The sequence below is a fragment of the Paucibacter sediminis genome (assembly GCF_030254645.1).
Lineage (GTDB): Bacteria > Pseudomonadota > Gammaproteobacteria > Burkholderiales > Burkholderiaceae_C > Paucibacter_B > Paucibacter_B sediminis.
Window position 1 is genome coordinate 3,500,942 of the sequence record NZ_CP116346.1, and the last position, 24,736, is coordinate 3,525,677.

Sequence of the window (24,736 nt, forward strand, 5' to 3'; positions counted from 1 at the left end):
AGCCAAGCGTCGCTCACTGGGGCATGCGAACGCGAATTTTGGGTGGAGATTTCCGTATGCCCGTGTGGCGGGGGCACGTGCGCGGAGCACCGGTCAGCGCGGCTGTCGTTTGTGGAAATCGGTAAGTGAATTCAGAGGGGGACGGTCTAGCACCCCTACACCCCCCAAGAAGCGTCAAACCTCTGCGGGGCTAAACCTCACCTAACCTGGGCGCAGTTTTAGATGAGTTTGCCAAATCATCAAAGACCACCATCGCTGGCTCCGATGGGCTGAGGCGAAGAACTACCTTCTACGGCGCGAGCAACCGAGGGCGGCAAGGCCCAGCACAACCAAGCCTAAGGTTGCAGGTTCAGGGACATTGTTTGCGTTTATCTCAAGGACCAGCTGCTGGACCTCACGCCTGCCAGAAGTGCTGAAGAAAGCATAGCCGTCGATAGTGGCGACGCGTCCGCCAATGGCCCACAAATTGCCGGCACTAGCGTTCAAGCTCGCAAGCGCACTTGCATTGAGAGTGACATCACTTATGGTCGAGTCGATGCCTACTGGCGTCGCTCCAAACAAGACACCACTTCCCAGGTCAGCCCACACTGAGTCAGCAATTGCGCCACCAGAAGTGTCGCTCCGCAAAGTGGCGATGGATGTTGTGACGTCGAAGGTTTCGAAATCTACCGTTCCAGAGGAGATGCTGCCATTCTCAAGTCGCAAGGTTGCACTTGAAATCGAGCCGGCAACGCCCGCCAGATCGAAAACAAAGAAGTTCCTGAACAGATCGTTCGGCCCCGCGGCGTAGTTTCTATTGTCAGAATCGTGCCCACTGGCAAGGTTCCACCACCCTGAATCGATGGCGTCAAGCGTAACGACGGCAGCCTGAGCTGTTGTCAAAGCTAACGCTTGCAGTGCGAGCATGATTGCGAGGCGAAGCGGTTTGAGCACTTTGTGGTCCTTTATCTGTATGAAGTGGACGAGCAAGATCGGTGCCACTAGTTCAAGTAGTTGATTGCTAACGAATTTGTTGCATTGCCGCAAGAGTTTGTTTTTGGATGTAAAAAGTTCTGACACCCGTTTGGGCGACGTTCGCCCTTCAGTGTGTTGGCGCACGGTGATTTGGCACCAGTGCTATGCCCGTGGAAGTCGAGGCGAGGCTGCAATCGCCCCCTTCGGGGAGCGTTGTGTTGAGGAGCTAGCATCCGAGCGCAGCATGTCTGCTAGCCAGTGTTTTGCTGTAGCTAGGGGCTTCCAAAGTACTTCGTATATGCCTCACGCCAGTCGTTCACCAGCATTGCGCGCCCTTCATCAAGCGTAATTGCCCCGCTGCAGATCTCCCGATGCAGCCTGTTTTCAAGGCGATCCTTAAGCACTGCATTCCAGGGGCTGGTGCCATAGGCCTGCGGCCACAGGTTCACGATCTCATCAGCGCCACCTAGCTCTCGGCTGATGAGGTGATCAATCTCGCATTTCCGCTGACCTGCCGGCACGCACCTCGGGTCACTATTGCCGGTGTAGCCATAGCGCCTGAAGACTTCGCGCTTCATGGCTTCAGTCACGTGGCGTTCATCTCTGCCCCATTTGATTGTGCAGATCTGGTCCTTGGAAAGCCCCACTCGGACTGAGCCCGGCGTGAGCTGCAAGTCAGGCAGGTCGTCAGCCCAACAGGGTGGGGCTAGAGCCAATCCTGCAATGAGCAACGCGATGTGGCGCAATGAGCCCTCCATGATGACCCAATAGGGAAGCCATTGCTGGCCACTTCGCCCGGGCTGCTGAATGGCCGCAGTGGCGTCGCAGGGGCGTTGGGCAGAGAACATAAGGACTCAAGGGCTGTGCAAGGGCACTCCAGCTTGGAGCAAGTCAGTGCAGGGCGATCACGCCAGGCACTCCGAAGAGCCCCCGTGTGTCCAGCGCGCCAGGATAGGCTGCCCCAGGCCCTGCGCAGCCAAAGATAGTTGACTTGGCGGCAGGGCACATCACTCCCTTGGGGGAAGGTACATTTTCCCCATGTGCAATCTGTATCACGTCTCCCCCAAGGCTCAGATAGCGACGCACTTCAGGTCAATCGTGCCGGACCAGTACGACGAGGTTGCCGTGGGGCCGTTTGGCACAGGTCCGTTTGTCCGCTCTGCAGGTGATGGCCTTGAGTGTGTTCTGGGTCAATGGGGAATGATCAGGCCTGGGGCACCTGCGCGTATCGAGCTGAAGAAGGTGAAGCCAGTGCCCGGCAGAAAGCCGCTTGCGCCTAGGCCTCGCTCCACTAACAACGCGCGCATCGAGACCATTGCGAGCAAGCAGACTTTTCGTGATGCTTGGCGGTCAGGAAAGCGATGCTTGATCCCTGCAGCCTGGTATCAGGAGCCGAACTGGGAGACCGGCAAGAACATATGGTGGCGGCTGCAACGTGCTGATGGCATGCCGTGGGCCTTGGCGGGCCTATGGTCTGAGTGGGTGGACCATGTGACCGGTGAAGTAGTGCCGAACTACACCATGATCACGACCAATTGTGATGGGCACCCGCTGCTTGGCCGCCTGCACAAGCCTGATCTGACGTTGCCGGCAGACGCCCAAGACAAACGCTCCGTCATTCATGTGGATCCCGCGTACTGGCAGCGGTGGCTAAGTGGGGGCGAAGACGAAGCTTTAGCGCTGATTCGCCCGCAGCCTAGCGAGGTGTTCGACCTGGCCGATGCTCGGCGGACTGATGAAGCGCTGGCCCACGCTCAGAAGACAGTACCTCAGACACTTCTGTGACGATGCGACACCACCAGGCCTGCGGATAGAGGCGCACGCGCTTTGGACCTTCTCCAAGGTCTTCAATGCCCACGATGACCATTTGACCGTCATTGATGGATCGGACTACGGCTTGGTCCAGTACTGGCCAGAGGCTGTGCTCGCCATCAAGCAAGGCTGCCATCAGGGGTGTGGTGGTGTTGTCTTTCGCCGGCCTGAAGTTGGTCAGCCAAAGCCTGCCGCGCGTTGGCGGCGTCGCCAACACAACATCTTTGGGCAGCTTCCTGCCCTCGCGCCTCATTCGTACTGCATCGACCAACATGGCGTAATGATGTACCCAAGGTGGCTCACTGCGCGAGCTACGTAAATTGCGGATCGGGAAAATGACCTGTGGGGCACTCGGGCCATTGGCGCAAATATGCGCGGTCAGAATGTGCTCGAACCTAGCTAACTACGTGTACATCTAGATAGGCATCTCTGCACAGCTCTTCCAATTCCCATGCATCCTCTGGAATTGGCCAGGGATAGCCCACCGCCTGCCACCCAGCAATGTATGCGTTGGCGATGGCATCTAGCCAGCGTTTTACGGAGGGGGGATTGGGAGTCCCGTATGGTTGGATGCCGCCCGCGGCCTCGTAAGCCAAGAGCGCCTGCGCTACTTCGCCAGGGGACCCGAACTCGGTGTCCAGCAGCTCGCGCGCAACAGTCTCCGCAATGGGTCTCTGTTCGTCCGTCAACGGCATGATCATGAATTGCAGTGCGTAGTTCATTCAGGTCTCCTCAGGCGAAATGCGAGGACGCCCCGTCGCTCGGTTAGACGAAGAGCGGGGGGCAATGGCAATGAATACATTTAGCGCGTGGTGTGGTGGAGCATTGCTCCACCACTTGCAGTGGGGCAGGCCTTCTCCTGAAGGTCAAGAAACTCTGAATATTCTCAGGGCTCGTTAGGAATGGTGGGCTAATAGCCCACCACGCAGCGCATTACGCCGCAACGCGATACACGCGCTGTCCCCGCAGCATCCGGTCGGAGATGTGCGCGCTGACAATGCCTGTAGGCAGTGCCAGTGAAGTCCGCGTGTTGATTAGGCTCCGCAGTATGCGACCAACGGAGTTCTGATTGCTGGGGTCCTTCGACTGCAGACTGTGCAAGGCCGATCTCGTCGCGTTCGAAATTTCCTTGCCTGACAGGTGAAGGAAGCCCTGTGGCTCTGCATCTGGCGTGCCACTCGTGGCTGCTTCTGCTTGAGGGCTATCGGCATCCCACCTTTCATCAAAGACGTAGAAGTCAACCAGCTTTGCAACATCTGCGGCGGTGAACTCTGCACCCCTGAACCGTGCATGCAAACAGCCCACAAGCGCAGCGTGCGCCTGCCGTTCCTCCGACCCCTCCGCGTTCGCCGAGAAGCACTGCGCGATGTCCTCACCACCTGCCCACATCAGCGGTTGCCTGACGACGCTGTCCCACACGGGGAAGCGGCTTGCTGGCGCGATGCCGCCGCCGTAGCGTCTATAGCCAGCGATGATCCCGATTGCATCGCGCAGCACTGCTTGCCGAATCTCAAGAGCATGTGCCACCACGTCGCTGTGTCTGAAGCTGCGTGCTTCGGGCCGGATTGCTCCAGGCTGGAGGCGACACACCAGCCACCTTGTCAGCTCGTCCGGTCCCAACGACAAGTTGTTGCCCGTAATGCAAAACAGCACATTGGTAGGGCACGATGTGTCCTTAGACGCGCCAAGTATTCGCTGTGTCAGCACCGGCGACGTCATGGCGGCCGCCAACGGGGCAGACCTAAAGGTCATTCCATCTACGATGTTGTCAAAGCAGACAAGGGCCGGCGCGCGGATTAGCATCGTTAGCAAGCGCTTCTGCAGTTCAGCCTCGTCGCGATCTGGAAAGCTAGTGATGGGCATGTCATGCCCCGTTAGCACCAAATGCGTTCGGCGCGCCAATGTGGTCTTGCCGCTGGCCTGCACACTAGCCAGGATAGCCAAACCAGGAGCCGTGTCGCAGACTTTGCGTTCTATGCCAGTCAGCAGGCCTGCAACAGCAATGTCTTCGTCCAAGGGGCTGGCAAACTCAAACCCCTCAAGAAAGACCTTTTTGAGGCGGACCAGGGCAGCCTTCGCCTCGTCGTGTCCGAAGGCATGGACTTGGTCAAGTGCAGCCCCATGGAGGTAAAGGCCGGTATCCGCATGCAGACCATCAGCCGCCACGATGTCACCGTTGCTCGGGATCACGATGGGATGCGATGCAAGCCCCGACACGACTGGGGCGGTATGCATGTGCTTCTTAAGCAGTACATCGATTACATCTGATGGCACGGCAATGGGGTTGCAGCTGTCACTAGCTTGTTTAACAAACATGGCGACACGTTCGATCTCCTGCAGTGCGCCCACATCGTCAAGAAGCTCGATGTGCGGGATGTCCGGCGGGGCATCGGTGCCGACACGTCGCGTGCCAACAAACGGCCGTACCGTGACACGGGCAAGCTGCCCTCCAAACTGAAGGTACCTGCCCGGCCCGGCCTTCGCCAAAATGGCCTTCTCAACCTCATAGGCGTGCTCCGTTCGATCCTCAGGGCGATACGGAATGATGTGGCGACCCGCAGCTCTGGATTCGAGGGCCGCCTTTTGAATGGCCTTTGCCATCTCGTTCTTTGCAAGCTTTAGCGACGCCTTGAGCGCGCTGATCGGAGTGCGAGTCAGATGGCTAACTTCTTCGAGCAGGCTATGAACCAGGGATGGTTCCAGGCCCAAGGCAATGTCCGCCCAGCAATTCCTCAGCTCGTCCGGATGTAGCGCCCTGCACCGTGTAACGGCGTCGGGCAATGACAGCGTGCACTTCGATGCCAAGGGGTTCGCCCATCCATGTTCCTGCGCGACTTTGAACACTGCTGCAAACCCAGTGCGGTCAGTGGTGAATGTGCTCCAGGCTGCCGGGTCGCGCTGCGCATCGAACTTATTTGAGGTCGCACTCCAGCCAATCCATAGACGCTCAGCCTGCGCTTCAAATTCAGTACCTTTAAAGAATGACAGTGCGTGCCCAATCCGGACCCACACCTGGCGGTCGTCAGCCGGAATTGCTTTCAGGGCGCTCGCCAAGTGTTCGAATGTCAATTGGTCAACGTCGCTGAGCTGTACCTGACGCTCGAAGTCCCTGGCATCCCCGTCAACGGGCGGCGGCGCTTCGCAGCGGGGAGATCCAGCATCACGAATTACTGGCGTGCCCAGCTCGACCTGGTCAATAGGCAAGCCGGAGCAGTGCCGGTGCTCGTATTTGACGCCATCGACGCGACCGAAGTAATAGCACTGGCTTGCAGTGTTGCTTTCCGAAGCTAGGCAACCGCCCAGTGCCGCATTTAGGCGGTCCATTTGTGCACGCCGCCCTTGCTTGTCGCACGGTCTGCTCAACGGCGCCAGGACACGCCAGCGCGGATGTTGTTCTGTATGGCTCGCTGACGTGTAGATCACGGCTTCAACGCGCGCGCGCCTAAGGCGTTCGGCTGCTTCGTCAATCGGCACGATTCCAGCGTCGTAGTCGCCTTCCAGCCCGTAGATCAATTGCAAGTTCTTGTCGTGGCGCAAGCTTCCCTTCTCAGTCCGCAACTCGCCGAACTTGGCGAGCTTGATCAGGGGGCACGCCGCTTTGCTTGGATACGAGCGGGGGCTGGCAACCCGTTCGACCAGCTCACGCCAGGTCAGCTGCTCAAACTTCAGTGACTTGGCTTGCAGGTCTGAAAAATTGCTAATGCCGACGATCTGGGTTTCGTCGTCATCTCCACGCAGGGTCGTTGCCTCATGGTGTTCGGGTGTATCGATCAATTCATTCCTTCCATAAATGGGATGTGTGGGGCACGTCAAATGAGCACTAGTGCCTCTGCAGGATGAGCGGGCCTCCTCGGCAGCGCACTCGTTCAGTGCATAGCTCTGCGCGCGGCAGCCTGGTCTATCTGCGTACCTCGCAGGCGTCCCAGGCCATCGAAGTGAGCGGGCCAAAGATCGCGAGGCCGGCTCCCAGCTCTACGGATCAGAGAAAGTGCGGTTGCCCAAACCTCGGGCCAGAATGTTCGGCGCAGATGCCTGGCGTGCATGTATCTCGGCTGCAAGCCATAGCGATGCGCCAGCGCGGCATGATCTAGAAAGTCATCGCACTTCAGTTGCGATAGGGCGGCGTCGACGTCGCAGGCTCGGAGCGTGACTCGTCGCTGCAGCACTCTTTCCGTGAGCATGCTGTCGAGTTCGCGCTGCAATTGAGCGTGCTGCCTTGCGGCATCGGCCAACTTTCCTGAGAGGCCTTCTAGGCGAACACCGTCGCAGGGGCTGCTGGCTGATTTGATGAGTTCATAGATCCCTCCGAGCTCACTGACCGTGAGGGTCGAAATATTCGGGGTCGAGGCGGTTGATAGCTGTTGCTGCAAACGCGTAGTGAGAGTGCTTTGGGTATCAGGCACTGTGGGCATGTTGTTCCTTTCCTTGTGTGCTGCTTGTTGCAGCGTTTGAGATGGGCAAGCCGGACTCCAGGCATTTGTGGGCCATGAAGCTGGGCTGACGAAAGCAGTACGCTGGCCGGCAAGCACCAGCGACACTGGGGAGCTAACTAGTCCGCATCGCGGGCAAGTCGGGTTTTGGGATGCTTCCAGTCCTTCGCGCGTTCACGCGGGCGCTGATGTCTGGGTAGGCATTCGGGTCGCTCTCGACCGAACCTGCTGGCGCATGGGCTCCCACTTTGTCTGCCGAAGATTGCAATGCTGTCGACTTCCCAGTCAATCAGCGCATCGGCATGAATGGCGTGCCAATGATTGGCGACGCTATGAGTGCTGAGCTGAAGGCTATCCATGTGAGTGCACTGCGGTGCAGTGTCAGGGTGTTGCAATCCTTGAAATTTGAGTGAGGGAAACAGGGTAGGCAATAGGCATTAGGACTTTATGTGCCGGCCTGTAAGCCATTGTCGTCATTGGCTTTTTTGACCGAGTCGATCCGGACCCTGCTATTTCCCTGTTCTCCCCGCGCTAGGACGGCAGTTCCCCTCGGTCAATGGCTACCCCAAGAGCTTGAACTTCGTGATGACGTCGCGAGTGATGGTCCTGTGTGAGAGCGCGCCGCCCCCCTTTTTGCTGCGAATGCGCTGGCCGTCCGCCATGGCTAGGCGTGCTTGCTCGATGTCACCGACAACGCGTTTGGCGAGGGTTGCTCGCTCCAAGTTCGGCACGCAATTGGCTTCGCCGCGGTCATGAGCGGCGATCAGGCGCAGGATATGCATACCGATGGCGTGATCTCGCTCAGAACAGCCCTCCAGCGCCTTGGCACGACGAGCAAGATGACTGGGCAAGTCGGCCAACTGAGCAGGGGCCTGCATCACTGCATCAGCATAGGCACGTATAGCTCTTAGGGTGGCTCCCAGGCTGCTGTCCTCGTCGTCGTAGGCTGACCGGATAAGTGGGCTACCCCTCACAAGTTCAGAGAGCACGAAACCATTGCAATTCGAAATTGAATCAGCGCCTTCCAATTCTGAATCGAGGTTGCCCAGCTCGTAATCGTCAGCATGCATGTACCAGGCTGCAAACTTGGCCAGCCAGGTGCGGACCGCATTGACCTGGTCAGTAGTTGACTGCTTAAAGCGCCCGAAGGCGTCAAAGTGCCGCATCGGGACTGTGTCGATGAGGTCAGCAAGCTCTGCGAAGCTGAGTTCGGAGAACAGGCTGGTCAGTGCGATGTATTCGTCTCGGAGGTTAGAAGTGGTCACGATTACCTTGCAAAACTTGGTGTTGATGGGCGTGGTGAATGGCGAAGCAATGCTGAAGGTCACTAGAACTCTCCAGCAGTCAATTGCTTACTAGACGGGCTGACTTCCCGACTACCTGTAGCTCGTAGTCCTGGAATGCAGCGGCCCAGCCCGTCTGTTGAACGAGCTACGCAGCGCAGGCCAGCAACGTCAAAGCGTTACTAGTAGGTGCGTCGTAGGGCTGAATAGGGAAGGGAGGGGCGAGACTCCGCAGGCAAAGCTGCCAGCAGATGCCAACGCAGGTACTTCAACGCACATTGCGTAGGAGTTAGGCAGGGCCCAGCACCGTCCCACTCGGATCGAGGCGGACGGCTCATGAAAAGCGCAGCGGGAGTCGCGTGGCTGGACCATGGAGGTAAGAATACCCCAAGTCTTCACCAGATCATGTCGGTGTCAGCCTCAGTCGGCGGCGGAAACACTGGCGAGTTTTGCTGCGACCTGCTCGGAGGCCAGGTGCGAATAGCGCTTCAGGCTGACCAGGCCTTTATGGCCTGATACCGCGGCAAGTTCGAGCATCGTCAGCTTCCCGGTTCTAGCCCACCGGGTAACCGCGCTGTGCCTGAGATCGTGCAGGCGAAGGTTGCTCAGAAACGCGGCGTCGACTGGCACGCCTGCTCGATGGCAGTCCTTGCCGTAGAGCAGGCGAGCTCGGGCGACCAGGCGTCTGAATGCCAAGCTGATGGCGCCAGGATCGGCAACCGGGATGAGGTACGAGGATCGACCAACCTGGGATCGTAGCCTTGCAGCGTCGCAAAGCCGCTGCAAAGCTGAAGCCGAGGTAGGACACAGTGGCACATCCCGCGCATGTCCGTTCTTGGAGTCTCGAAGCCGAGCCACGGATTGGTGGAAATTGACGTCGGCGGGCTTGAGCCCCCACAGCTCGCCGCGTCGCATGGCACTGTGTTCAAGTACATCCAGTGCGTCGGCCATCCATTTGGCGCGGCCGGTTCGTGCGGCCGTGACCAAGTATTGATATTCGGCTGCGTCGACGATGCGGTCTCGCGCGTCATTGAACTTCAACCGGCTGATGTTGCGCATGGCATTGGAGGTCAGCCAACCACGATCCTTCTGACACCAACTGAGGATGCCTGAGAGCAGGCCAAGCTTTCTAGTGACGGTGCCAGGTTTCAACCCCTTTGCCAGTAGCTGGTCGCGCCAGGCTGACAGGTCACGCGGCGCTATCTGCTCAACCGTCAGGCGTCCGAGAGTTCCTGCCGCGAGCTCGTCGAGCCAATAGGCATAGGTCGTCTCACCTTTGAGCCGTGACGCGACTTCAAGCCTATAGAGCTTGATCGCGGCAGCGAGGGTGGGGATGCTCTGGGCGGGATCTCGCCACCTACCTGATTCCATTGCCGCTTCGACCATGCGGCCCCACGTGCAGGCGTCTTGCTTGCGAGTAAAGCTCTTCGCTGTCGCTTTGAAGCCTTCCCGCCGAACTCGAACCAGGTACTTTCCGTTCCTGAGGCTGATGCTTGCCATATCTGTGTGCTCCGATTGTTGGAACACTGGTGGTCACAGAGCTGCCGCGTTGCCAAAAAAAGCAATGGAGGCAATGGCTTAGCGGGTCACTACACCACCTTGACATGGTGGGGGTCGTTGGTTCGAATCCAATCGCGCCTACCAAATTTGGTAGGTACACCCTAGTACACGGAAGCCCGGTAACTCACAAAGTTGCCGGGCTTTTTGCTTTGCGCTGAGGTGGCCGACTTCTGCGGGCTTGCGCCGATATTGGGCGCGCCAGGCCTCGTACACAATGCGGGCGTGACTCAGCCGCACCATCCGCCACCGCACATCCCCTACGGCCACGGACTTCTGCCCTGGGTGCTGAGCCTCTTGTTCGCGGTGCTGCCCTGCCTGGCCGCGCCCGCCGGGGCGGCGCCGGCGCGCTGGTCGGCGCTGGTGCAGACCAGCTTCCAGCATCTGCGCCAGGAGCAGGGCCTGCCCAACGAGATCGCGACCTCGGTGGCCCAGGACGGCGATGGTTTTCTGTGGGTGGGCACCCTGGCCGGGCTGGCGCGCTGGGACGGCTACCGCTTCCGCGTCTACAAGGCCGATCCCAAGCAGCCCACGGCGCTGCCCGACAATTTCATCCAGACCTTGCATGCCGATGCGGCCGGCCGGCTCTGGATCGGCACCAGCGGTGCGGGCCTGGTGCGCTACGAGCGTGCCAGCAACAGTTTCACCACCCTCCCGGTGGGCCAGGCCGGGCTCAGCCATGTGAGCGTCAACAGCATCATCGACGATGGCGACGGCGGGCTCTGGGTGGGCACCAATGCGGGCCTGGACCATGTGGACGCCGCCAGCTCGGCGGTGCAGCGCCAGTCCGGCGAAGCGGCCGGCCTGTCCGGCTTGCAGGTGCTGAGTCTGCTGCGCAGCCGCGATGGCAGTCTGTGGGTCGGTACCGAAGAGGGGCTGTTCAGGCGCGAGGTGCGTGCGCCGCGCTTTGCCGCCGTGCCCCTGCCCAGCGGCGGGCCGCAGCCGCGCACCCTCAGTCTGTACGAAGACAGCCTGGGCCAGGTCTGGATAGGCACGGCCCAGCATGGCGCCTTCAAGATGGCGCGCGCCGACGCCGCGGCAGTGCCGGTGCGCAGCAGTGCTGCGCAGCCCCAGGCGGCCGCGCTCGGCAGCGAGCCGGTGACGGGCATCATCGAAGCCCGGCCGGGCGAGATCTGGCTGGGCACGCTGACGCGGGGCATTCAGGTGGTGGACCTGGCCACCGCGCAGACGCGTCATATCCGCCACCTGCCCAGCCTGCCGGTGAGCCTGGCCGACAACGCGGTGCGCGGTTTTCACCGCGACCGCTCGGGGCTGGTCTGGGTGGCCAGCAACCGCGGCCTGAGCCGCCACGATCCCGGCCAGGCGGCCGTGCTCACCATGTACGGTGCGCCGCCCTGCGCGCCGCAGCTGCGCTGCGATGCCGGTGAGCAGGCCGCCAGCAACGAGGTCAGCTGGATATTGCCGGTCGGCCCGGACCGCTTCTGGCTGGGCACGCACAAGCGCGGCGTCGAGATCATCGACAGCAGCGGCGCCTTGGTCGCGGCCTTGCGGCCGGATGCGCGGCGGCCGGAACGGGCGCTGCCGGCGGACATCGTGCTGGCCCTGGAGCTGGGCGGCGATGGACAGGTCTATATCGCCACCAAGCGCGGGCTTTACCGCGCTGCCGCCGACGGCAGCCGCATCAGCCGGGTGCAATGGCCCGGCCGCGATCCGGCCGCGTCCACCTGGACCCTGTTGGCCGAGGGCGGCAAGCTCTGGATCGGCGGGCAGAGCGACGGTCTGTGGTCGCTCGACCTGCGCAGCGGCCAGGCCCGCCTGGAACTGCGCGGGCGCGGCCAGCGCCTCAGCGACGAGCGCATCGTCGTGCTGGCGCGGGCGGCCGCCGGCGGCATCTGGATCGGCACGCGCAATGGCCTGAACCACCTCGAGCCCGGGACCGGCGTGGTCCGCCCCGTGCCGCTGGACGTTGGCAACACGGGGGCGCAGCCCAGTGCCGGCTTCATCACCGCGCTCTATACCGACCGCCAGCAACGGCTCTGGGTCGGCACCTATGGCGGTGGCATCAAGTTGCTGGAGCCGGATGGGCAACAGCGTCGCATCGGGCTGGCCGAGGGCTTGCCGGACGAGACCGTCAACGCCCTGCTGGAGGATGGCCAGGGCCAGTTGTGGGTCAGCACCGACAACGGCCTGGCGCGCATCCATCCCAAGACCCTGGAGGTGCGGGCCCTGCGGCGCGCCGAGGGCGTGGAATTCCAGACCTACTGGACCGGCTCGGCGGCGCGCAGCGGCGAGGGCGAGTTGCTGTTCGGCGGCGCCGGCGGCATGACCATCGTGCGGCCCGCGCATGTGCAGCCCTGGAGCTACCGGCCGCCGCTGGTGATCAGCGAGCTGCATGCGGGCGGGCGGCAGCTGGTGGCGGGCAGCCTGCTGCGCGGCATCGGGCCGGCGCAGCAGGCCGAGTTGTCCAGCTTGGAGATACAGCCGGACGCGAACAGCTTTGCGGTGGAGTATGCGGCGCTCGATTACTCGGCGCCGGATCGCAACCGCTATGCCCATCGCCTGCTGGGCTTCGACCGCGACTGGATCGCCAGCGACGCCACCCGCCGCCTGGCCAGCTACACCAACCTGCCACCCGGCCAGTACCAGCTGCAGCTGCGCGGCTCCAACCGCGACGGCGCCTGGAGCGAGGCGGTGCTGAGCCTGCCGATCCGCGTGCTGCCGGCCTGGCATCAGACGCTCTGGTTCAAGCTGCTGGTGCTGCTGCTCCTGCTGCTGACCGTGGTGGCGGTGGTGCAGCTGCGTACGCGCTGGCTGCGCAGGCGCCAGCGCGAGCTCGAGCTCAAGGTGAGCGAGCGCACGGCCGCGCTGGAGCAGGTCTCGCGCGCGCTGGAGGAGAAATCGCGCGTGCTGGAGCTGGCCAGCATCAGCGACCCGCTCACCGGCCTGCACAACCGGCGCTTCCTGGCCGAGCATATCGAGGCCGAAATCGCCGCCAGCCAGCGGCGCGCGCGCGAGGCGGCGCTGACCGCGGTGCCGCAGCCGGTGGATACCGACAGCCTGTTCTTCCTGATCGACATCGATCACTTCAAGCAGGTCAACGACGAGTACGGCCACGCCGCCGGCGATGCGGTGCTGGTGCAGTTCGGACGGCGCCTGCGCACGGTGCTGCGCGAGTCGGATCATCTGGTGCGCTGGGGTGGCGAGGAATTCCTGGCGGTGGCGCGCGACACCAACCGCCTGCGCGTGCAGGAGCTGGCCGAGCGCCTGCGCAGCGTGGTGGTGGAAAGCCCCTTTGTGCTGGACGATGGCCGCCGGCTGGCCATCACCTGCTCGATCGGCTTTGCCTGCCTGCCCTTTGTGGACGCCGACCCGCGCGCGCTGGGCTGGCAGGACGTGGTGCGGCTGGCCGATCTGGCCCTGCTGACCGCCAAGCGTTCCGGGCGCAATGCCTGGGTCGGCCTGGTCGCGGGCAGGGGCCTGCAGGAGCGCGGCAGCGCCGATGCCTTGATGGTGCGTGCGCAGACCGATCTGCAGGCCTGCGTGCGCCAGGGTGAGCTGCAGGTCTACAGCTGCCGCGATGAAGCCCTGGTGCTGGCGGCGCTGCGGCGCCCGCCGGCGGAATGGCGCGAGGCGGCGCTGCCCGCCTGATGCGGAGGCTTCGGTACTTACCCTAGGGTGTGGCCGACCGGCGCCGGGCAGCACAGCCAATCCCTTCTTCTTTCTCCTATGAGCAAGCCCAGCGGTGCTGCCGTGCCCAGGCTTGTGCCGCCTTGGCACGCCCCCCGTGAACGCGGGGCTCCCGGCCCTAGCGCGTGAAGGAAGTCATGCTCATAGTCAGGCGTCACGGAGGTGTGGTGCTTGATCGGTTGTAGCGACTGCCCAGAGTTCTCGTCCGTTATCGTCGTTGCTGCTGCGTCATCGCATCGCGCCATTCAAACCAAGTTCCCTCGTTGGGAGCGCCACTGGAGTTTGCGCGATGATGACCAAGTATCCAAAACGCCTGGCCGCGCTGGCCGCTCTCTGTGCTGCCCTTGCTTGTCCCGCCCCCGCGATGGCGGGCTATATCTGGAACGAGACGGGATTGACCGGCGCGGGCGATGGCTTGGCCACCGCGCAAGTCACCTTCGACAGCAGCCACAACAGCCTTTCGCAAATCCACGGCATGCTGAGCTCCAGCACCGCGGTGAATGGCGACACGATCTACCAGGTCGATCTCTACCAGATACGCATTGACAGCCCGGGCACGTTCAGTGCCTGGACCACGCTGAGCTCGGCCTTCGATACCCAGCTGTTCCTGTTCGATGCCGCGGGCATGGGCGTCTACTCCAACGACGACGATGGCGTGGGACTGACCTCCTTGCTGCCCGCCGGCGACCCCAACAATCTGCTGGCGGCGGGGGTGTACTACCTGGCCATCGCCTTTGGCGGCTTCAGCGCGGCGGACGGCGCCAACCAGTCGGTCTTCCTGCCCGGGGCCTTCACCGACCTGCTGACCGCCGACCCCGGCAGTGGTGCCCTGAACGGCTGGATGCCCGGCTTTGCCGCCGGCACCGAATCGGCCTATAGCTATGACATCTTCCTGACCGGCGCGACCAATGCCGCCATCCCCGAACCTGCCAGCCTGGCCCTGGTGTTGCTGGCAGGCCTGGGCGTGTACGCGACGAGACGGCGCCAGCCGCGCCAGCTGAAGGAGTTGCAGTCATGAACGCGCGTCATCATCATTCCGTCCGCCTGCTGCTCTCGCTGGCGGCCCTGCTGACTGTGCAGTTGAGCGCACAGGCGCAGCAGCCCCTGTCCGTCGATGCCTTGGCGCTGCCCAGCCCGGTGCTGGCGGCCGATCAGGGCCCCAAGCTGGCGCAGCAGAGCGGGGCGGTGCAAGTGGCGCTGCGTCTCAGCGATCCGCCGCTGGCCTTGGCTGTGGGCACGAACGCCAAGCGCCTGGGTTCCAGCATGACGCTGGCGCAGCGGCAGGCCTATATGGCTGCGATCAAGAGCAAGCAGGACAGCCTGGCGGCCCAGGTGCAAGGCATGGGCGGGCGCGAGCTGGCGCGCGTCAGCAAGGCCTACAACGCCCTGGTGATCTCGGTGGATGCATCCAAGCTGCCGCAGGTGGCCAAGCTGGCCGGCGTGACGGCGGTGCGGCCGGTGGTGGATCACCAGATTTCGCTCGCGACCACGGTGCCCTATGTGGGTGCCACGGCGCTGCACAACCTCGGCCTCACCGGCAGCGGCGTGAAGATCGCGGTGCTGGATTCCGGCATCGACTACACGCATCGGAATCTGGGCGGTTCCGGGCAGTTGGCTGACTTCTCGGCGGCGGCAACGGCCGCGGCCGGAGTGGCGCCGGCCGCGCTGTTCCCCTCGGCCAAGGTGATCGGTGGCTATGACTTCGTGGGCGAGGCCTGGCCTAGTGGCGCGTTGGCGCCCGACCCCAATCCGATCGATGCCGGCTCGGGTTCGGGCCATGGTACCCACGTGGCCGATATCGCCGCTGGCGCTAGCCAAGACGGCCTGCACAAGGGCGTGGCGCCGGGCGCCAAGCTCTATGCCGTCAAGGTGTGCAGCAGCGTCGCCACCAGCTGCAGCGGTATTGCCATCCTGCAGGGCCTGGACTGGGCTATGGACCCGCGCGGCGACCTCAGCTTCACCGATGCCGCCGATGTGGTGAATCTCTCGCTCGGTGCCAATTACGGCCAGCGCGAAAATCCCTCCACGGAGGCGGTTTCCAATGTGGTGCGCTTCGGCATCGTGGCCGCGGTGGCGGCGGGCAATGCCGGCGACCGCCCCTACATCGTCAGTTCGCCGTCCAATGCGCCCGAGGCCATCAGCGTGGCCCAGACATCCATGCCCACGGCCAAGGCCATTCCGCTGGTGGTGAACTCGCCGCCTGCCATTGCCGGTACCTACGGCAATACCGCGACAGTGGACTGGGCGCCGATCGTGAGCGGCTTCTCGGGTGCGGTGCGTCGCGCCGGTGCTTCCGGAACGGCTGCGTCGCTGGCTTGCGCGGCGGCGGACACCATCGACTTCACCGGCATGGTGGCCTTGATCGACCGCGGCACCTGCGCGGTGAGCATCAAGGTTGCGAACGCGGCCGCCAAGGGTGCGATCGGCGTGCTGATTGCCAACAATGCGGCGGGCGATGCACCCAGCTTCAGCTTCGGCGGCGGCTCGCCCCTGGTGGAGACGCTGGTGGTGACGCAGAGCATCGGCAATACGCTGAAGACAGCTCTGCTTAGCTCGGCGGTGCTGGTCAGCGTCAGCCCGGCGGTATCGATACCCCTGGTGGGCAGCATGGCCAGTACCTCGGCGCGCGGCCCCACCTACAACTTCTCGCTCGTCAAGCCCGAGATCGGCGCGCCGGGCGCCTCGGTGTCTGCGCTCAATGGCACGGGTGCCGACGAGGGTGGTTTTGGCGGCACCTCGGGTGCCACGCCGATGATCGCCGGCTCGGCCGCCCTGCTGCTGCAGAAGTTCCCCAGTGCCAGCCCGGCGGAGATCAAGGCGCGCCTGATGAATGCGGCGAACCAGGCGGTCTATACCAATCCGGCCACCGTGCCGGGTGAGTTGGCGCCGGTGTCGCGTATCGGTGCGGGCGAGCTGCGCGTGGATGCGGCGGCCGCGCTGAACACCGGGATCTGGGATGCCAGCAACCCCTACAGCGTCGGCCTCTCGTTCGGCGCGGTGAATGCCACCGGCATCAGCACGCTGAGCAAGAAGGTGGCGGTGCGCAACTACAGTCCGTCGCCCCGCACCTATCAGATCACACGCTCCTTCCGCTATGCCAACGATGCGGCCAGCGGCGCGGTAACCCTGAGCGCGCCGGCCAGCATCACGGTGCCCGCGAACGGCACGGCGGCCTTTGGCCTGAGTCTCAGCATCGACGCGTCCAAGCTGCCGGCCTGGCCCCTGGGTGCGGCCTCCAGTCAGGGTACGGGTGCCTTGCTGCAGCTCGCCGAGTTCGACGGTTACATCACCGTGTCCGATGGCTCGGAGACCGCCGCCGTGCCCTGGCATGTACTGCCGCGCAAGAGCGCGGGGGTGAGCGCCACCACCAGCGTGAATCTGGGCGGCACCGGCAGCGGCGTCATGACGCTGACCAACGCGGCCGGTGCCATCGCTGGGCAGACTGACGTGTTCGCGCTCACCGGCACCAGCGCCCAGAGCAGCACCGTGCTGCCGCCCTATGGTGGCGGGCAGGTGCTGGTGGACCTCAAGGCCGTGGGGGTGAGGCCGGCCAGCTCCGGCGGCAGCTTGGCGGTGCAATTTGCCATGGCAGGCTTTGGCTCGCGCGCCCATCCGGCCTATCCGGCCGAGTTCGACATCTATGTGGATGCCAACAACGACGGCGTGGATGACTATGTGATCTACAACAGCGAGAACGGGGGGTTTGGTGTGACGGGGCAGACCGTCATCACGGTGGTCAACCTGAGAACCAATGCGGCGGTCACGCGCTTCTTTGCGAGCGCGGACCTGAACTCGCCGAACCTGGTGGCGACCGTGCTGGCTTCCGACATCGGCATCACCAGCGCGTCGCAAAAGTTCAGGTTCTCGGTGCTCGCCTTCGACAACTACTTCACCGGCGATCTGACCGACGCGGTCACCAATATGGTCCACACCCTGGATACGCCACGCTATGCCGCGGCGTCTTCCGGCGTGGTGACACCGATTGGCGGCAGCGGCAATATCGGCATCAGCAGCCCGGCCGGTGGCGGCGTGGCTTCGCCCTCGCAGACCGGCTTCCTGCTGCTGCACACGAGTGCCAAGACCGGGCGGGAGTCCGACATCGTGCTGGTCACGCCCTGATCCGCAGCCGTCCCTGACAAGCCACCGCGGCGCCGCCGCGGTGGCTTTTTCTTGCTCGGCACTGAGCGAACTCCGCGCAATGCTGTGGCCGCGCAGGGGTAAACCCGTCAGCCCCGCGTGGCGCCGACTCCTAGAATCTGCGCGCATACAGCAAGATTTTCCCTGGGAGTTTTCATGGTTACTGCCCGTCGCGGCAAGTCTGCCTCTGCAGAAGGCACACCGGCGGCTGCCGGCCCGCGCGTACTCAAGAAGTACCCGAACCGCCGCCTCTACGACACCCACACCAGCAGCTACATCACCCTCAGCGATGTCAAGAAGATGGTGCTGGAGGGCATTGCCTTCGAGGTGCGCGACGCCAAGACGGCCGAGGACCTGACGCGTTCCATCCTGCTGCAGATCATCCTGGAGGAGGAGACCGGTGGCATGCCGATGTTCACCACCCAGCTGCTGGAGCAGATCATCCGCTTCTATGGCAATGCGATGCAGGGCGTGATGGGCGCCTATCTGGAAAAGAACATGCAGACCTTCGGCGAGCTGCAGAGCAAGTTCACCGAGCAGAGCAAGGGGCTGCCCTTCAGCCCCGAGCTGTGGTCGCAGTTTCTCAGCGGCCAGTCGCCGGTGATGCAGGGCCTGATGGGCAACTATGTCGAGCAGTCCAAGAACCTGATCGAACAGATGACCGAGCAGATGCAGAAGGCCTTCCCCGGCATGCCTGGCATGCCGGGATTTCCGCCCAAGAAATAGCAGCGCCGGTCGGGGCTGAGATAATCGCGGGATGAATGAAGCACCCGTCCAGAACTCCGCCCCCAAGATCGGCTTCGTCAGCCTAGGCTGCCCCAAGGCGCTGACCGACTCCGAGCTCATCCTCACGCAGCTGCGTGCGGAGGGGTATGAAACCTCCAAGACCTTTGCCGGCGCCGATCTGGTGATTGTCAACACCTGCGGCTTCATCGATGACGCGGTGAAGGAGAGCCTGGACACCATCGGCGAGGCCCTGGCCGAGAACGGCAAGGTCATCGTCACCGGCTGCCTGGGCGCCAAGGCCGGCCATGCCAGCTCGGACGCCGGCAGCCTGGTGCGCGAGATGCATCCCAGCGTGCTGGCCGTGACCGGCCCGCATGCCACGCAGGAGGTGATGGACGCGGTGCACACCCATGTGCCCAAGCCCCACGATCCCTTCATCGATCTGGTGCCCGAGGCGCGCGGCGTGGCCGGCATCAAGCTCACGCCCAAGCATTACGCCTATCTGAAGATCAGCGAGGGCTGCAACCACCGCTGCAGCTTCTGCATCATCCCCAGCATGCGCGGTGACCTGGTCTCGCGCCCGATCGGCGACGTGCTGAACGAGGCGCGCGCGCTGTTCGAGTCGGGCGTGAAGGAGCTGCTGGTGGTGAGCCAGGACACCAGCGCCTATGGCGTGGACGTCAAGTACCGCATGGGCTTCTGGGATGGCAAGCCGGTCAAAACCCGCATGCTGGACCTGGTGGCGCAGATGGGCGAGCTGGCCAAGCAATACGGTGCCTGGGTGCGCCTGCACTACGTCTACCCCTATCCCCATGTGGACGAGGTGCTGCCGCTGATGGCCGAAGGACTGGTGCTGCCCTATCTGGACGTGCCCTTCCAGCACGCCCACCCGGACGTGCTCAAGCGCATGAAGCGCCCCGCCAATGGCGAGAAGAATATGGAGCGCATCCTGCGCTGGCGCGAGAGCTGCCCGGACATCGTGATCCGCTCCACCTTCATCGCCGGCTTCCCCGGCGAAACCGAGGCCGAATTCCGGTACCTGCTGGACTTCATGCAGGAGGCGCAGATCGACCGCGCCGGCTGCTTCGCCTACTCGCCGGTGGAGGGCGCCAGCGCCAACGAGCTGGACGGTGCCTTGCCCGAGGCCGTGCGCGAGGAGCGCCGTGCCCGCTTCATGGAAGTGGCCGAGCGGGTTTCCGCCGCCAAGCTGGCGCGCCGTGTCGGCGCCACCATGCAGGTGCTGGTGGATTCCGCCCCGGCCCTGGGTCGCAAGGGTGGCGTGGGGCGCTCCTACGCCGACGCGCCGGAGATCGACGGCACCGTGCGCCTGCTGCCCCCCGAGAAGGCCAGCAAGCAACTCAAGGTGGGCGAGTTCACGCGTGCGCGCATCGTCGCCACCGAAGGCCATGACCTGATCGCCATGCCCATATGAGCGAGCAGCAGCGCGACAAGCAGCCGCAGGCCGTCAGCACCCAGCAGATCCACCACCCCTATCGGGCGCCGGCGGGTTGGGAGGCGGTGCCGGTGGGCGTCTACAAGGCCTCGACGGTGCTGTTCAAGAACACCGCCGACCTGCGCACCCCGCGCCCACGCGATGGCCACAGCTACCGCTACGGCCTGCATGGCACGCCCACCAGCTACACCCTGGCGGCGCGCCTGGCCACGCTGGAGCATGCCGAGCATTGCCTGCTGGTGCCCAGCGGCCTGGCGGCCGTGACCCTGGTGAGCCTGGGTCTGCTGCGCCCCGGCGACGAGGTGCTGGTCCCGGACAATGTCTACGGCCAGAACCGCTATCTGAGCGAGTCCTTCCTGCCGCAGTTCGGCATCACGCACCGCTTCTACGATCCGCTCGACGCGGCGGGCTTCAAGGCCCTGCTGGTGCCGCAGACCAAGCTGGTCTGGCTGGAGGCGGCGGGCTCGATCACGCTGGAATTCCCCGATCTGATCGGCCTCCTGCAGGCCTGCAAGTCGCACGGCGTGCTGACCGCGATGGACAACACCTGGGGGGCAGGTCTTGCCTTCAATGCCTTCGAGATCGCACCGCAAAGCCATGCTGGCCTGGGTTGCGACATCGTCATGCAGGCGCTCACCAAATACCCCTCGGGCGGCGCCGATGTGCTGATGGGCTCGGTCTGCACCCGCGATCTGGCCCTGCACGAGCGCCTCAACCATGCGCACGAGCACCTGGGCTACGGCCTGGGCCAGAACGATGTGGAGCTGGTGCTGCGCGGCCTGCCCACGCTGGAGCTGCGCTACAGGGCCCAGGATGCCTGCACGCGTGCGCTGGCGGCGTGGATGCAGGCGCGGCCCGAGGTGGCGCGGGTGTTACACCCCGCCTTGCCCGGCTCGCCGGGGCACGAGCATTGGCTGCAGACCAGTTCGGCCGGCGCGGCCTGCCTGTTTTCTGTGGTGTTCAAGCCGCGCTACGGCCAGCGCGAGGTCGATGCCTTCGTGGATGCGCTGCAACTCTTCGGCATCGGCTATTCATGGGCCGGCCCGATGAGCCTGGCCGTGCCCTACGACATGAGCCGCAGCCGCGCGCTGGGCCTGCCCTATGCCGAGGGGCAGATCGTGCGCTTCGCGATCGGCCTGGAGGCCGAGGCCGATCTGCGCGCCGACCTGGAGCGGGCGCTCTCAGTCCTTGCCTGAGCGCTTGTTGGACGGCACGGCGTGCCGCATCAAGCGGCCCTTTTCGCGCTCCCAATCGCGCTTCTTCTCGGTCTCGCGCTTGTCGTGCAGGTCCTTGCCCTTGGCCAGGGCGATGTCGCACTTCACGCGCCCGCCCTTGTAGTGCAGGTTCAGCGGCACCAGGGTGAAGCCTTTTTGTTCCACCTTGCCGATCAGGCGCCGGATCTCCTCCTTCTTCATCAACAGCTTCTTGGTGCGGTCGGCCAAGGGGTTGACGTGGGTGGAGGCGGTGCGCAGCGGGTTGATGCGGCAGCCGATCAGGAACAGCTCGCCGTCGCGGATCATCACGTAGCCGTCGGTCAGCTGGACCTGGCCGGCACGCACCGCCTTGACCTCCCAGCCCTCCAGCACCATGCCGGCCTCGAACTGTTCTTCAATGTGATATTCGAATCGGGCGCGGCGGTTTTCAGCAATCGACATGGGGCTCAATCTGGGGGCAGGAATGGGGCGGTCGGCCCCAATACAATCTAGCCATTGTATGAAGCACGTCAAGAAATCCGTTCTGCTCTGGTACTCGCCGCGCGAGATGTACGAGTTGGTGACGGCCGTCACCCGCTATCCGGAGTTCCTGCCCTGGTGCGAACGCGCCGAGGTCAGCGACGAACATGAGGCAGGCATGACAGCCAGGCTGGGCCTGGCCTATGCCGGGGTGCGCCATGCCTTCACCACCCGCAACACCCACGAGGCGCCGCATCGCGTGCAGATGAGCCTGGTGGATGGGCCGTTCTCCTCGCTGGACGGCGTGTGGAGCTTTCTGCCCCTGGGCAAGCCGGGCGGCGAGGGCGAGCAACTCGCCTGCAAGATCGAGTTCGAGCTCAGCTATGCCTTCTCCAGCATGGCGCTGGAGGCGGTGGTGAGCCCGGTGTTCGACCGCATCGCCAACACCTTTGTAGACAGCTTTGTGCAGCGTGCCGAGGCGGTCTATGGGCCACGCTGAGGGCGAGCGCTTCGCGGTCGAACTGGTGTGGAGCCCGGCCCGCGGTGATGTGCGGCATTGCCTGCTGCAGCTGAGCGCCGGCACCACGCTGGAGCAGGCCCTGCGCGGCTGTGGCGAGCTCGACGCCGCGCTGCTCGAGCAGCTGCCCACGCTGAAGATCGGCATCTGGGGCAGGCTGCAGGCGCTCGACACGCCGCTGCGCCCGCGCGACCGCATCGAGATCTATCGCCCGCTCACCGTCGACCCCAAGGAGGCGCGGCGCGAACGCTATCGCGCCAAGGGCGAGCGCATCGTCTCGCGGCACCGGCCGCTGGCCGGCAAGACCTCGCGTTGAACTCGCGCTGACCCTGCGCTGAACGTCAGCGCGCGCAATCCACCGCGATGATGGCGCGTGCGCGCTTGGTTTCTTCGGCGCGCTGCTGATCGTCCAGGAACACGCGTTCGCCGCGCTCGTCCTTGCGGCTGATGCGCACACCGTCTTCCAGCAGGCGCAATTGGCCCTGCGCGGTCTTGCAGTTCTCGGCCTTCTGGGCCTTTAGCTTGCGATCCTCTTCGGCGCGCTGCGCGGCCTGCTCCTGTTCCTGCTTCTTGCGTGCGGCCGCATCGGGGTCGGGTCTTGCGGGGGCGCTCGCCGCGGCCGCCGGGGCGCTGGCGGCATTGGCAGCGCCGATGCCCACCGGTGTCACGACGATGCGCTGGCGCTGGTTGACCGGGCGCTGCAGGATGTCCTTCTCCGCCACGCCGGGCGGCGGGGGCAGGTCGCTGTACTGCACATTGCCACGGGCATCGCGCCACTTCCACTGCGCCTGCGCCGTGCCCGCCAGGGCCAGCAGAGCCAGGCAGACGATGAGGCGGTAGAACCCGGCCGGCGGGTTGGAAATACGCGGTGCGGACATGGGCGCCATCGGGGTGCGAGAGGAGGGGCTCAGTGTAGCGCCGCCGACCCCTTGCAGGGCCGGCCGGAGGTGTTGCCAATTGTCCGCAGCCATGCCCGCCGGACGCCTTGCGCCGAACTCCGTATAATGCCGCTTTGCGTCTGGAGCTTCCCTCATGCGCCTTCTAGGAAAAGCGCTCACCTTCGATGATGTGTTGTTGGTGCCAGCGTTCTCCCAGGTGTTGCCTCGCGACACCAGCCTTGCGACCCGTCTGTCGCGCAATATCCAACTGAACCTGCCGCTCGTGTCCGCCGCCATGGACACGGTCACCGAGGCGCGTCTGGCCATCGCCATCGCGCAAGAGGGCGGCATCGGTATCGTCCACAAAAACCTCTCGGCCGAGCAGCAGGCCCGTGAAGTGGCGCGCGTGAAGCGCTACGAATCGGGTGTGGTGCGCGAGCCCTTCACCATCACCCCCAGCGCCACCGTGCGCGAGGTGGTGGAGCTCTCGCGCCTGCATGGCGTGTCGGGCTTCCCGGTGCTGGATGGGAAGAAGGTGGTGGGCATCGTCACCGGCCGCGACCTGCGTTTCGAGACCCGCATGGATGTCGCGGTGCGCGAGATCATGACGCCGGCCGAACGCCTCATCACCGTCAAGGAGGGCGCCTCGCTGGAGCAGGCCAAGGCCTTGATGCACAAGCACAAGCTGGAGCGCGTGGTGGTCGTCAACGACGCCTTCGAGCTGCGCGGCCTGATGACGGTGAAGGACATCACCAAGCAGACCAGCTTCCCCAACGCCGCACGCGATGCCCAGGGCAAGCTGCGCGTGGGTGCCGCGGTGGGCTTCGGTGACGATACCGAAGAACGCGTCAGCCTGCTGGTGAAGGCCGGCGTGGACGCGCTGATCGTCGACACCGCGCACGGCCACAGCGCCGGCGTGCTGGAGCGCGTGCGCTGGGTGAAGCAGAACTTCCCCGGCGTGGACGTGATCGGCGGCAATATCGCCACCGGCGCGGCCGCCCTGGCCCTGGTGGAAGCCGGCGCCGATGGCGTCAAGGTCGGCATCGGCCCGGGCTCGATCTGCACCACCCGCATCGTCGCCGGTGTGGGCGTGCCCCAGATCACCGCCATCGACAACGTCGCCACCGCGCTGCGCGGCACCGGCGTGCCGGTGATCGCCGACGGCGGCGTGCGCTTCTCGGGCGACCTGGCCAAGGCCATCGCCGCGGGCGCCGACTGCGTGATGATGGGCGGCGCCTTTGCCGGCACCGAGGAAGCCCCCGGCGACCTGATCCTCTACCAGGGCCGTTCCTACAAGAGCTACCGCGGCATGGGCTCGATGGGTGCGATGGCCAAGGGCTCGGCAGACCGCTACTTCCAGGACACCTCGGCCAACAACCCCAACACCTCCAAGCTGGTGCCCGAGGGGATCGAGGGCCAGGTGCCCTACAAAGGCTCGGTGGTGCAGGTCATCTTCCAGATGGCCGGTGGCCTGAAGGCCTCGATGCATTACTGCGGTTGCGCCACCATCGCCGACATGCAGAACAAGGCGGAGTTCGTGGAGATCACCTCGGCGGGCATGCGCGAAAGCCATGTGCACGATGTGCAGATCACCAAGGAAGCGCCGAACTACCGCTCTGAATAAGCGCTAGCCGCTTGACGAACGGGGCCTAGTGCCCCGTTCCTCAC

Annotated in this window: 18 protein-coding genes; 10 read left to right on the forward strand and 8 right to left on the reverse strand. The window is 64.1% G+C overall.

The features are described 5' to 3' along the window. Positions 1-282 precede the first annotated feature (282 nt). Together PFX98_RS16285 and PFX98_RS16290 are read right to left on the reverse strand one after the other, a co-directional pair. Positions 283-906: a PEP-CTERM sorting domain-containing protein gene (locus PFX98_RS16285; RefSeq protein WP_285231531.1), complete on the reverse strand. Its 624-nt coding sequence runs from the start codon at positions 904-906 to the stop codon at positions 283-285. Positions 907-1,226: 320 nt separating this feature from the next. Further along, on the reverse strand, positions 1,227-1,532 hold the full coding sequence (locus tag PFX98_RS16290; RefSeq protein ID WP_285231532.1) for a hypothetical protein: 306 nt from the start codon (positions 1,530-1,532) through the stop codon (positions 1,227-1,229). A 460-nt stretch (positions 1,533-1,992) separates the two neighbouring features. On the opposite strand from PFX98_RS16290, the gene PFX98_RS16295 reads away from it, so the two are divergent. Then, positions 1,993-2,739 carry an SOS response-associated peptidase gene (locus tag PFX98_RS16295; protein WP_285231533.1) on the forward strand — a complete coding sequence of 249 codons (747 nt, stop codon included), beginning with the start codon at positions 1,993-1,995 and terminating at the stop codon, positions 2,737-2,739. A gap of 422 nt (positions 2,740-3,161) precedes the next feature. Here PFX98_RS16295 and PFX98_RS16300 read toward each other — a convergent pair whose 3' ends face one another. From PFX98_RS16300 to PFX98_RS16315, 4 genes are all read right to left on the reverse strand, one after another. Further along, positions 3,162-3,488, reverse strand: coding sequence for a hypothetical protein (locus PFX98_RS16300; protein WP_285231534.1), 327 nt, complete (start codon positions 3,486-3,488; stop codon positions 3,162-3,164). A gap of 211 nt (positions 3,489-3,699) precedes the next feature. Continuing rightward, a complete protein-coding gene (locus PFX98_RS16305) occupies positions 3,700-6,540 on the reverse strand; it encodes a PriCT-2 domain-containing protein (protein ID WP_285231535.1) in 2,841 nt (946 codons plus the stop codon). A gap of 1,216 nt (positions 6,541-7,756) precedes the next feature. Further along, the gene (locus PFX98_RS16310; protein WP_285231537.1) at positions 7,757-8,524 is read right to left on the reverse strand and encodes a hypothetical protein; all 768 of its coding nucleotides are present in this window, start codon (positions 8,522-8,524) and stop codon (positions 7,757-7,759) included. Positions 8,525-8,899: 375 nt separating this feature from the next. Then, positions 8,900-9,979: a tyrosine-type recombinase/integrase gene (locus PFX98_RS16315; protein ID WP_285231538.1), complete on the reverse strand. Its 1,080-nt coding sequence runs from the start codon at positions 9,977-9,979 to the stop codon at positions 8,900-8,902. A 282-nt stretch (positions 9,980-10,261) separates the two neighbouring features. Between PFX98_RS16315 and PFX98_RS16320 the strand changes: the two genes are divergently transcribed. From PFX98_RS16320 to PFX98_RS16345, 6 genes are all read left to right on the forward strand, one after another. After that, a complete protein-coding gene (locus PFX98_RS16320) occupies positions 10,262-13,645 on the forward strand; it encodes a ligand-binding sensor domain-containing diguanylate cyclase (RefSeq protein ID WP_285231539.1) in 3,384 nt (1,127 codons plus the stop codon). A 328-nt stretch (positions 13,646-13,973) separates the two neighbouring features. Beyond that, positions 13,974-14,702 carry a PEP-CTERM sorting domain-containing protein gene (locus tag PFX98_RS16325; protein WP_285231541.1) on the forward strand — a complete coding sequence of 243 codons (729 nt, stop codon included), beginning with the start codon at positions 13,974-13,976 and terminating at the stop codon, positions 14,700-14,702. Then, a complete protein-coding gene (locus PFX98_RS16330; RefSeq protein ID WP_285231542.1) occupies positions 14,699-17,803 on the forward strand; it encodes a S8 family serine peptidase in 3,105 nt (1,034 codons plus the stop codon). The genes PFX98_RS16325 and PFX98_RS16330 overlap by 4 nt, the downstream gene beginning before the upstream one ends. Positions 17,804-17,977: 174 nt before the next feature. Continuing rightward, a complete protein-coding gene (gene phaR / locus PFX98_RS16335; RefSeq protein ID WP_285231543.1) occupies positions 17,978-18,547 on the forward strand; it encodes a polyhydroxyalkanoate synthesis repressor PhaR in 570 nt (189 codons plus the stop codon). A gap of 31 nt (positions 18,548-18,578) precedes the next feature. Next, positions 18,579-19,979 (forward strand): 30S ribosomal protein S12 methylthiotransferase RimO, encoded by a 1,401-nt coding sequence (rimO, locus tag PFX98_RS16340; RefSeq protein WP_285231544.1) that lies wholly within the window; start codon positions 18,579-18,581, stop codon positions 19,977-19,979. Further along, the gene (locus PFX98_RS16345; protein WP_285231547.1) at positions 19,976-21,196 is read left to right on the forward strand and encodes a PLP-dependent transferase; all 1,221 of its coding nucleotides are present in this window, start codon (positions 19,976-19,978) and stop codon (positions 21,194-21,196) included. The genes rimO and PFX98_RS16345 overlap by 4 nt, the downstream gene beginning before the upstream one ends. On the opposite strand, the gene smpB is transcribed toward PFX98_RS16345, so the two are convergent. Then, positions 21,182-21,655, reverse strand: a complete 474-nt coding sequence (smpB, locus tag PFX98_RS16350) for an SsrA-binding protein SmpB (protein WP_285231548.1) — start codon at positions 21,653-21,655, stop codon at positions 21,182-21,184. The genes PFX98_RS16345 and smpB overlap by 15 nt on opposite strands. Before the next feature lie 58 nt (positions 21,656-21,713). Here smpB and PFX98_RS16355 point away from each other — a divergent pair, with 58 nt between their 5' ends. Beyond that, positions 21,714-22,172 (forward strand): type II toxin-antitoxin system RatA family toxin, encoded by a 459-nt coding sequence (locus PFX98_RS16355; RefSeq protein ID WP_285231550.1) that lies wholly within the window; start codon positions 21,714-21,716, stop codon positions 22,170-22,172. Continuing rightward, the gene (locus PFX98_RS16360; RefSeq protein WP_285231551.1) at positions 22,159-22,506 is read left to right on the forward strand and encodes an RnfH family protein; all 348 of its coding nucleotides are present in this window, start codon (positions 22,159-22,161) and stop codon (positions 22,504-22,506) included. The genes PFX98_RS16355 and PFX98_RS16360 overlap by 14 nt, the downstream gene beginning before the upstream one ends. A 25-nt stretch (positions 22,507-22,531) precedes the next feature. On the opposite strand, the gene PFX98_RS16365 is transcribed toward PFX98_RS16360, so the two are convergent. After that, positions 22,532-23,068, reverse strand: a complete 537-nt coding sequence (locus PFX98_RS16365; RefSeq protein ID WP_285231552.1) for a DUF4124 domain-containing protein — start codon at positions 23,066-23,068, stop codon at positions 22,532-22,534. 154 nt (positions 23,069-23,222) lie between these two features. Between PFX98_RS16365 and guaB the strand changes: the two genes are divergently transcribed. Further along, positions 23,223-24,692, forward strand: coding sequence for an IMP dehydrogenase (gene guaB, locus PFX98_RS16370; protein WP_285231553.1), 1,470 nt, complete (start codon positions 23,223-23,225; stop codon positions 24,690-24,692). Positions 24,693-24,736: the final 44 nt, after the last annotated feature.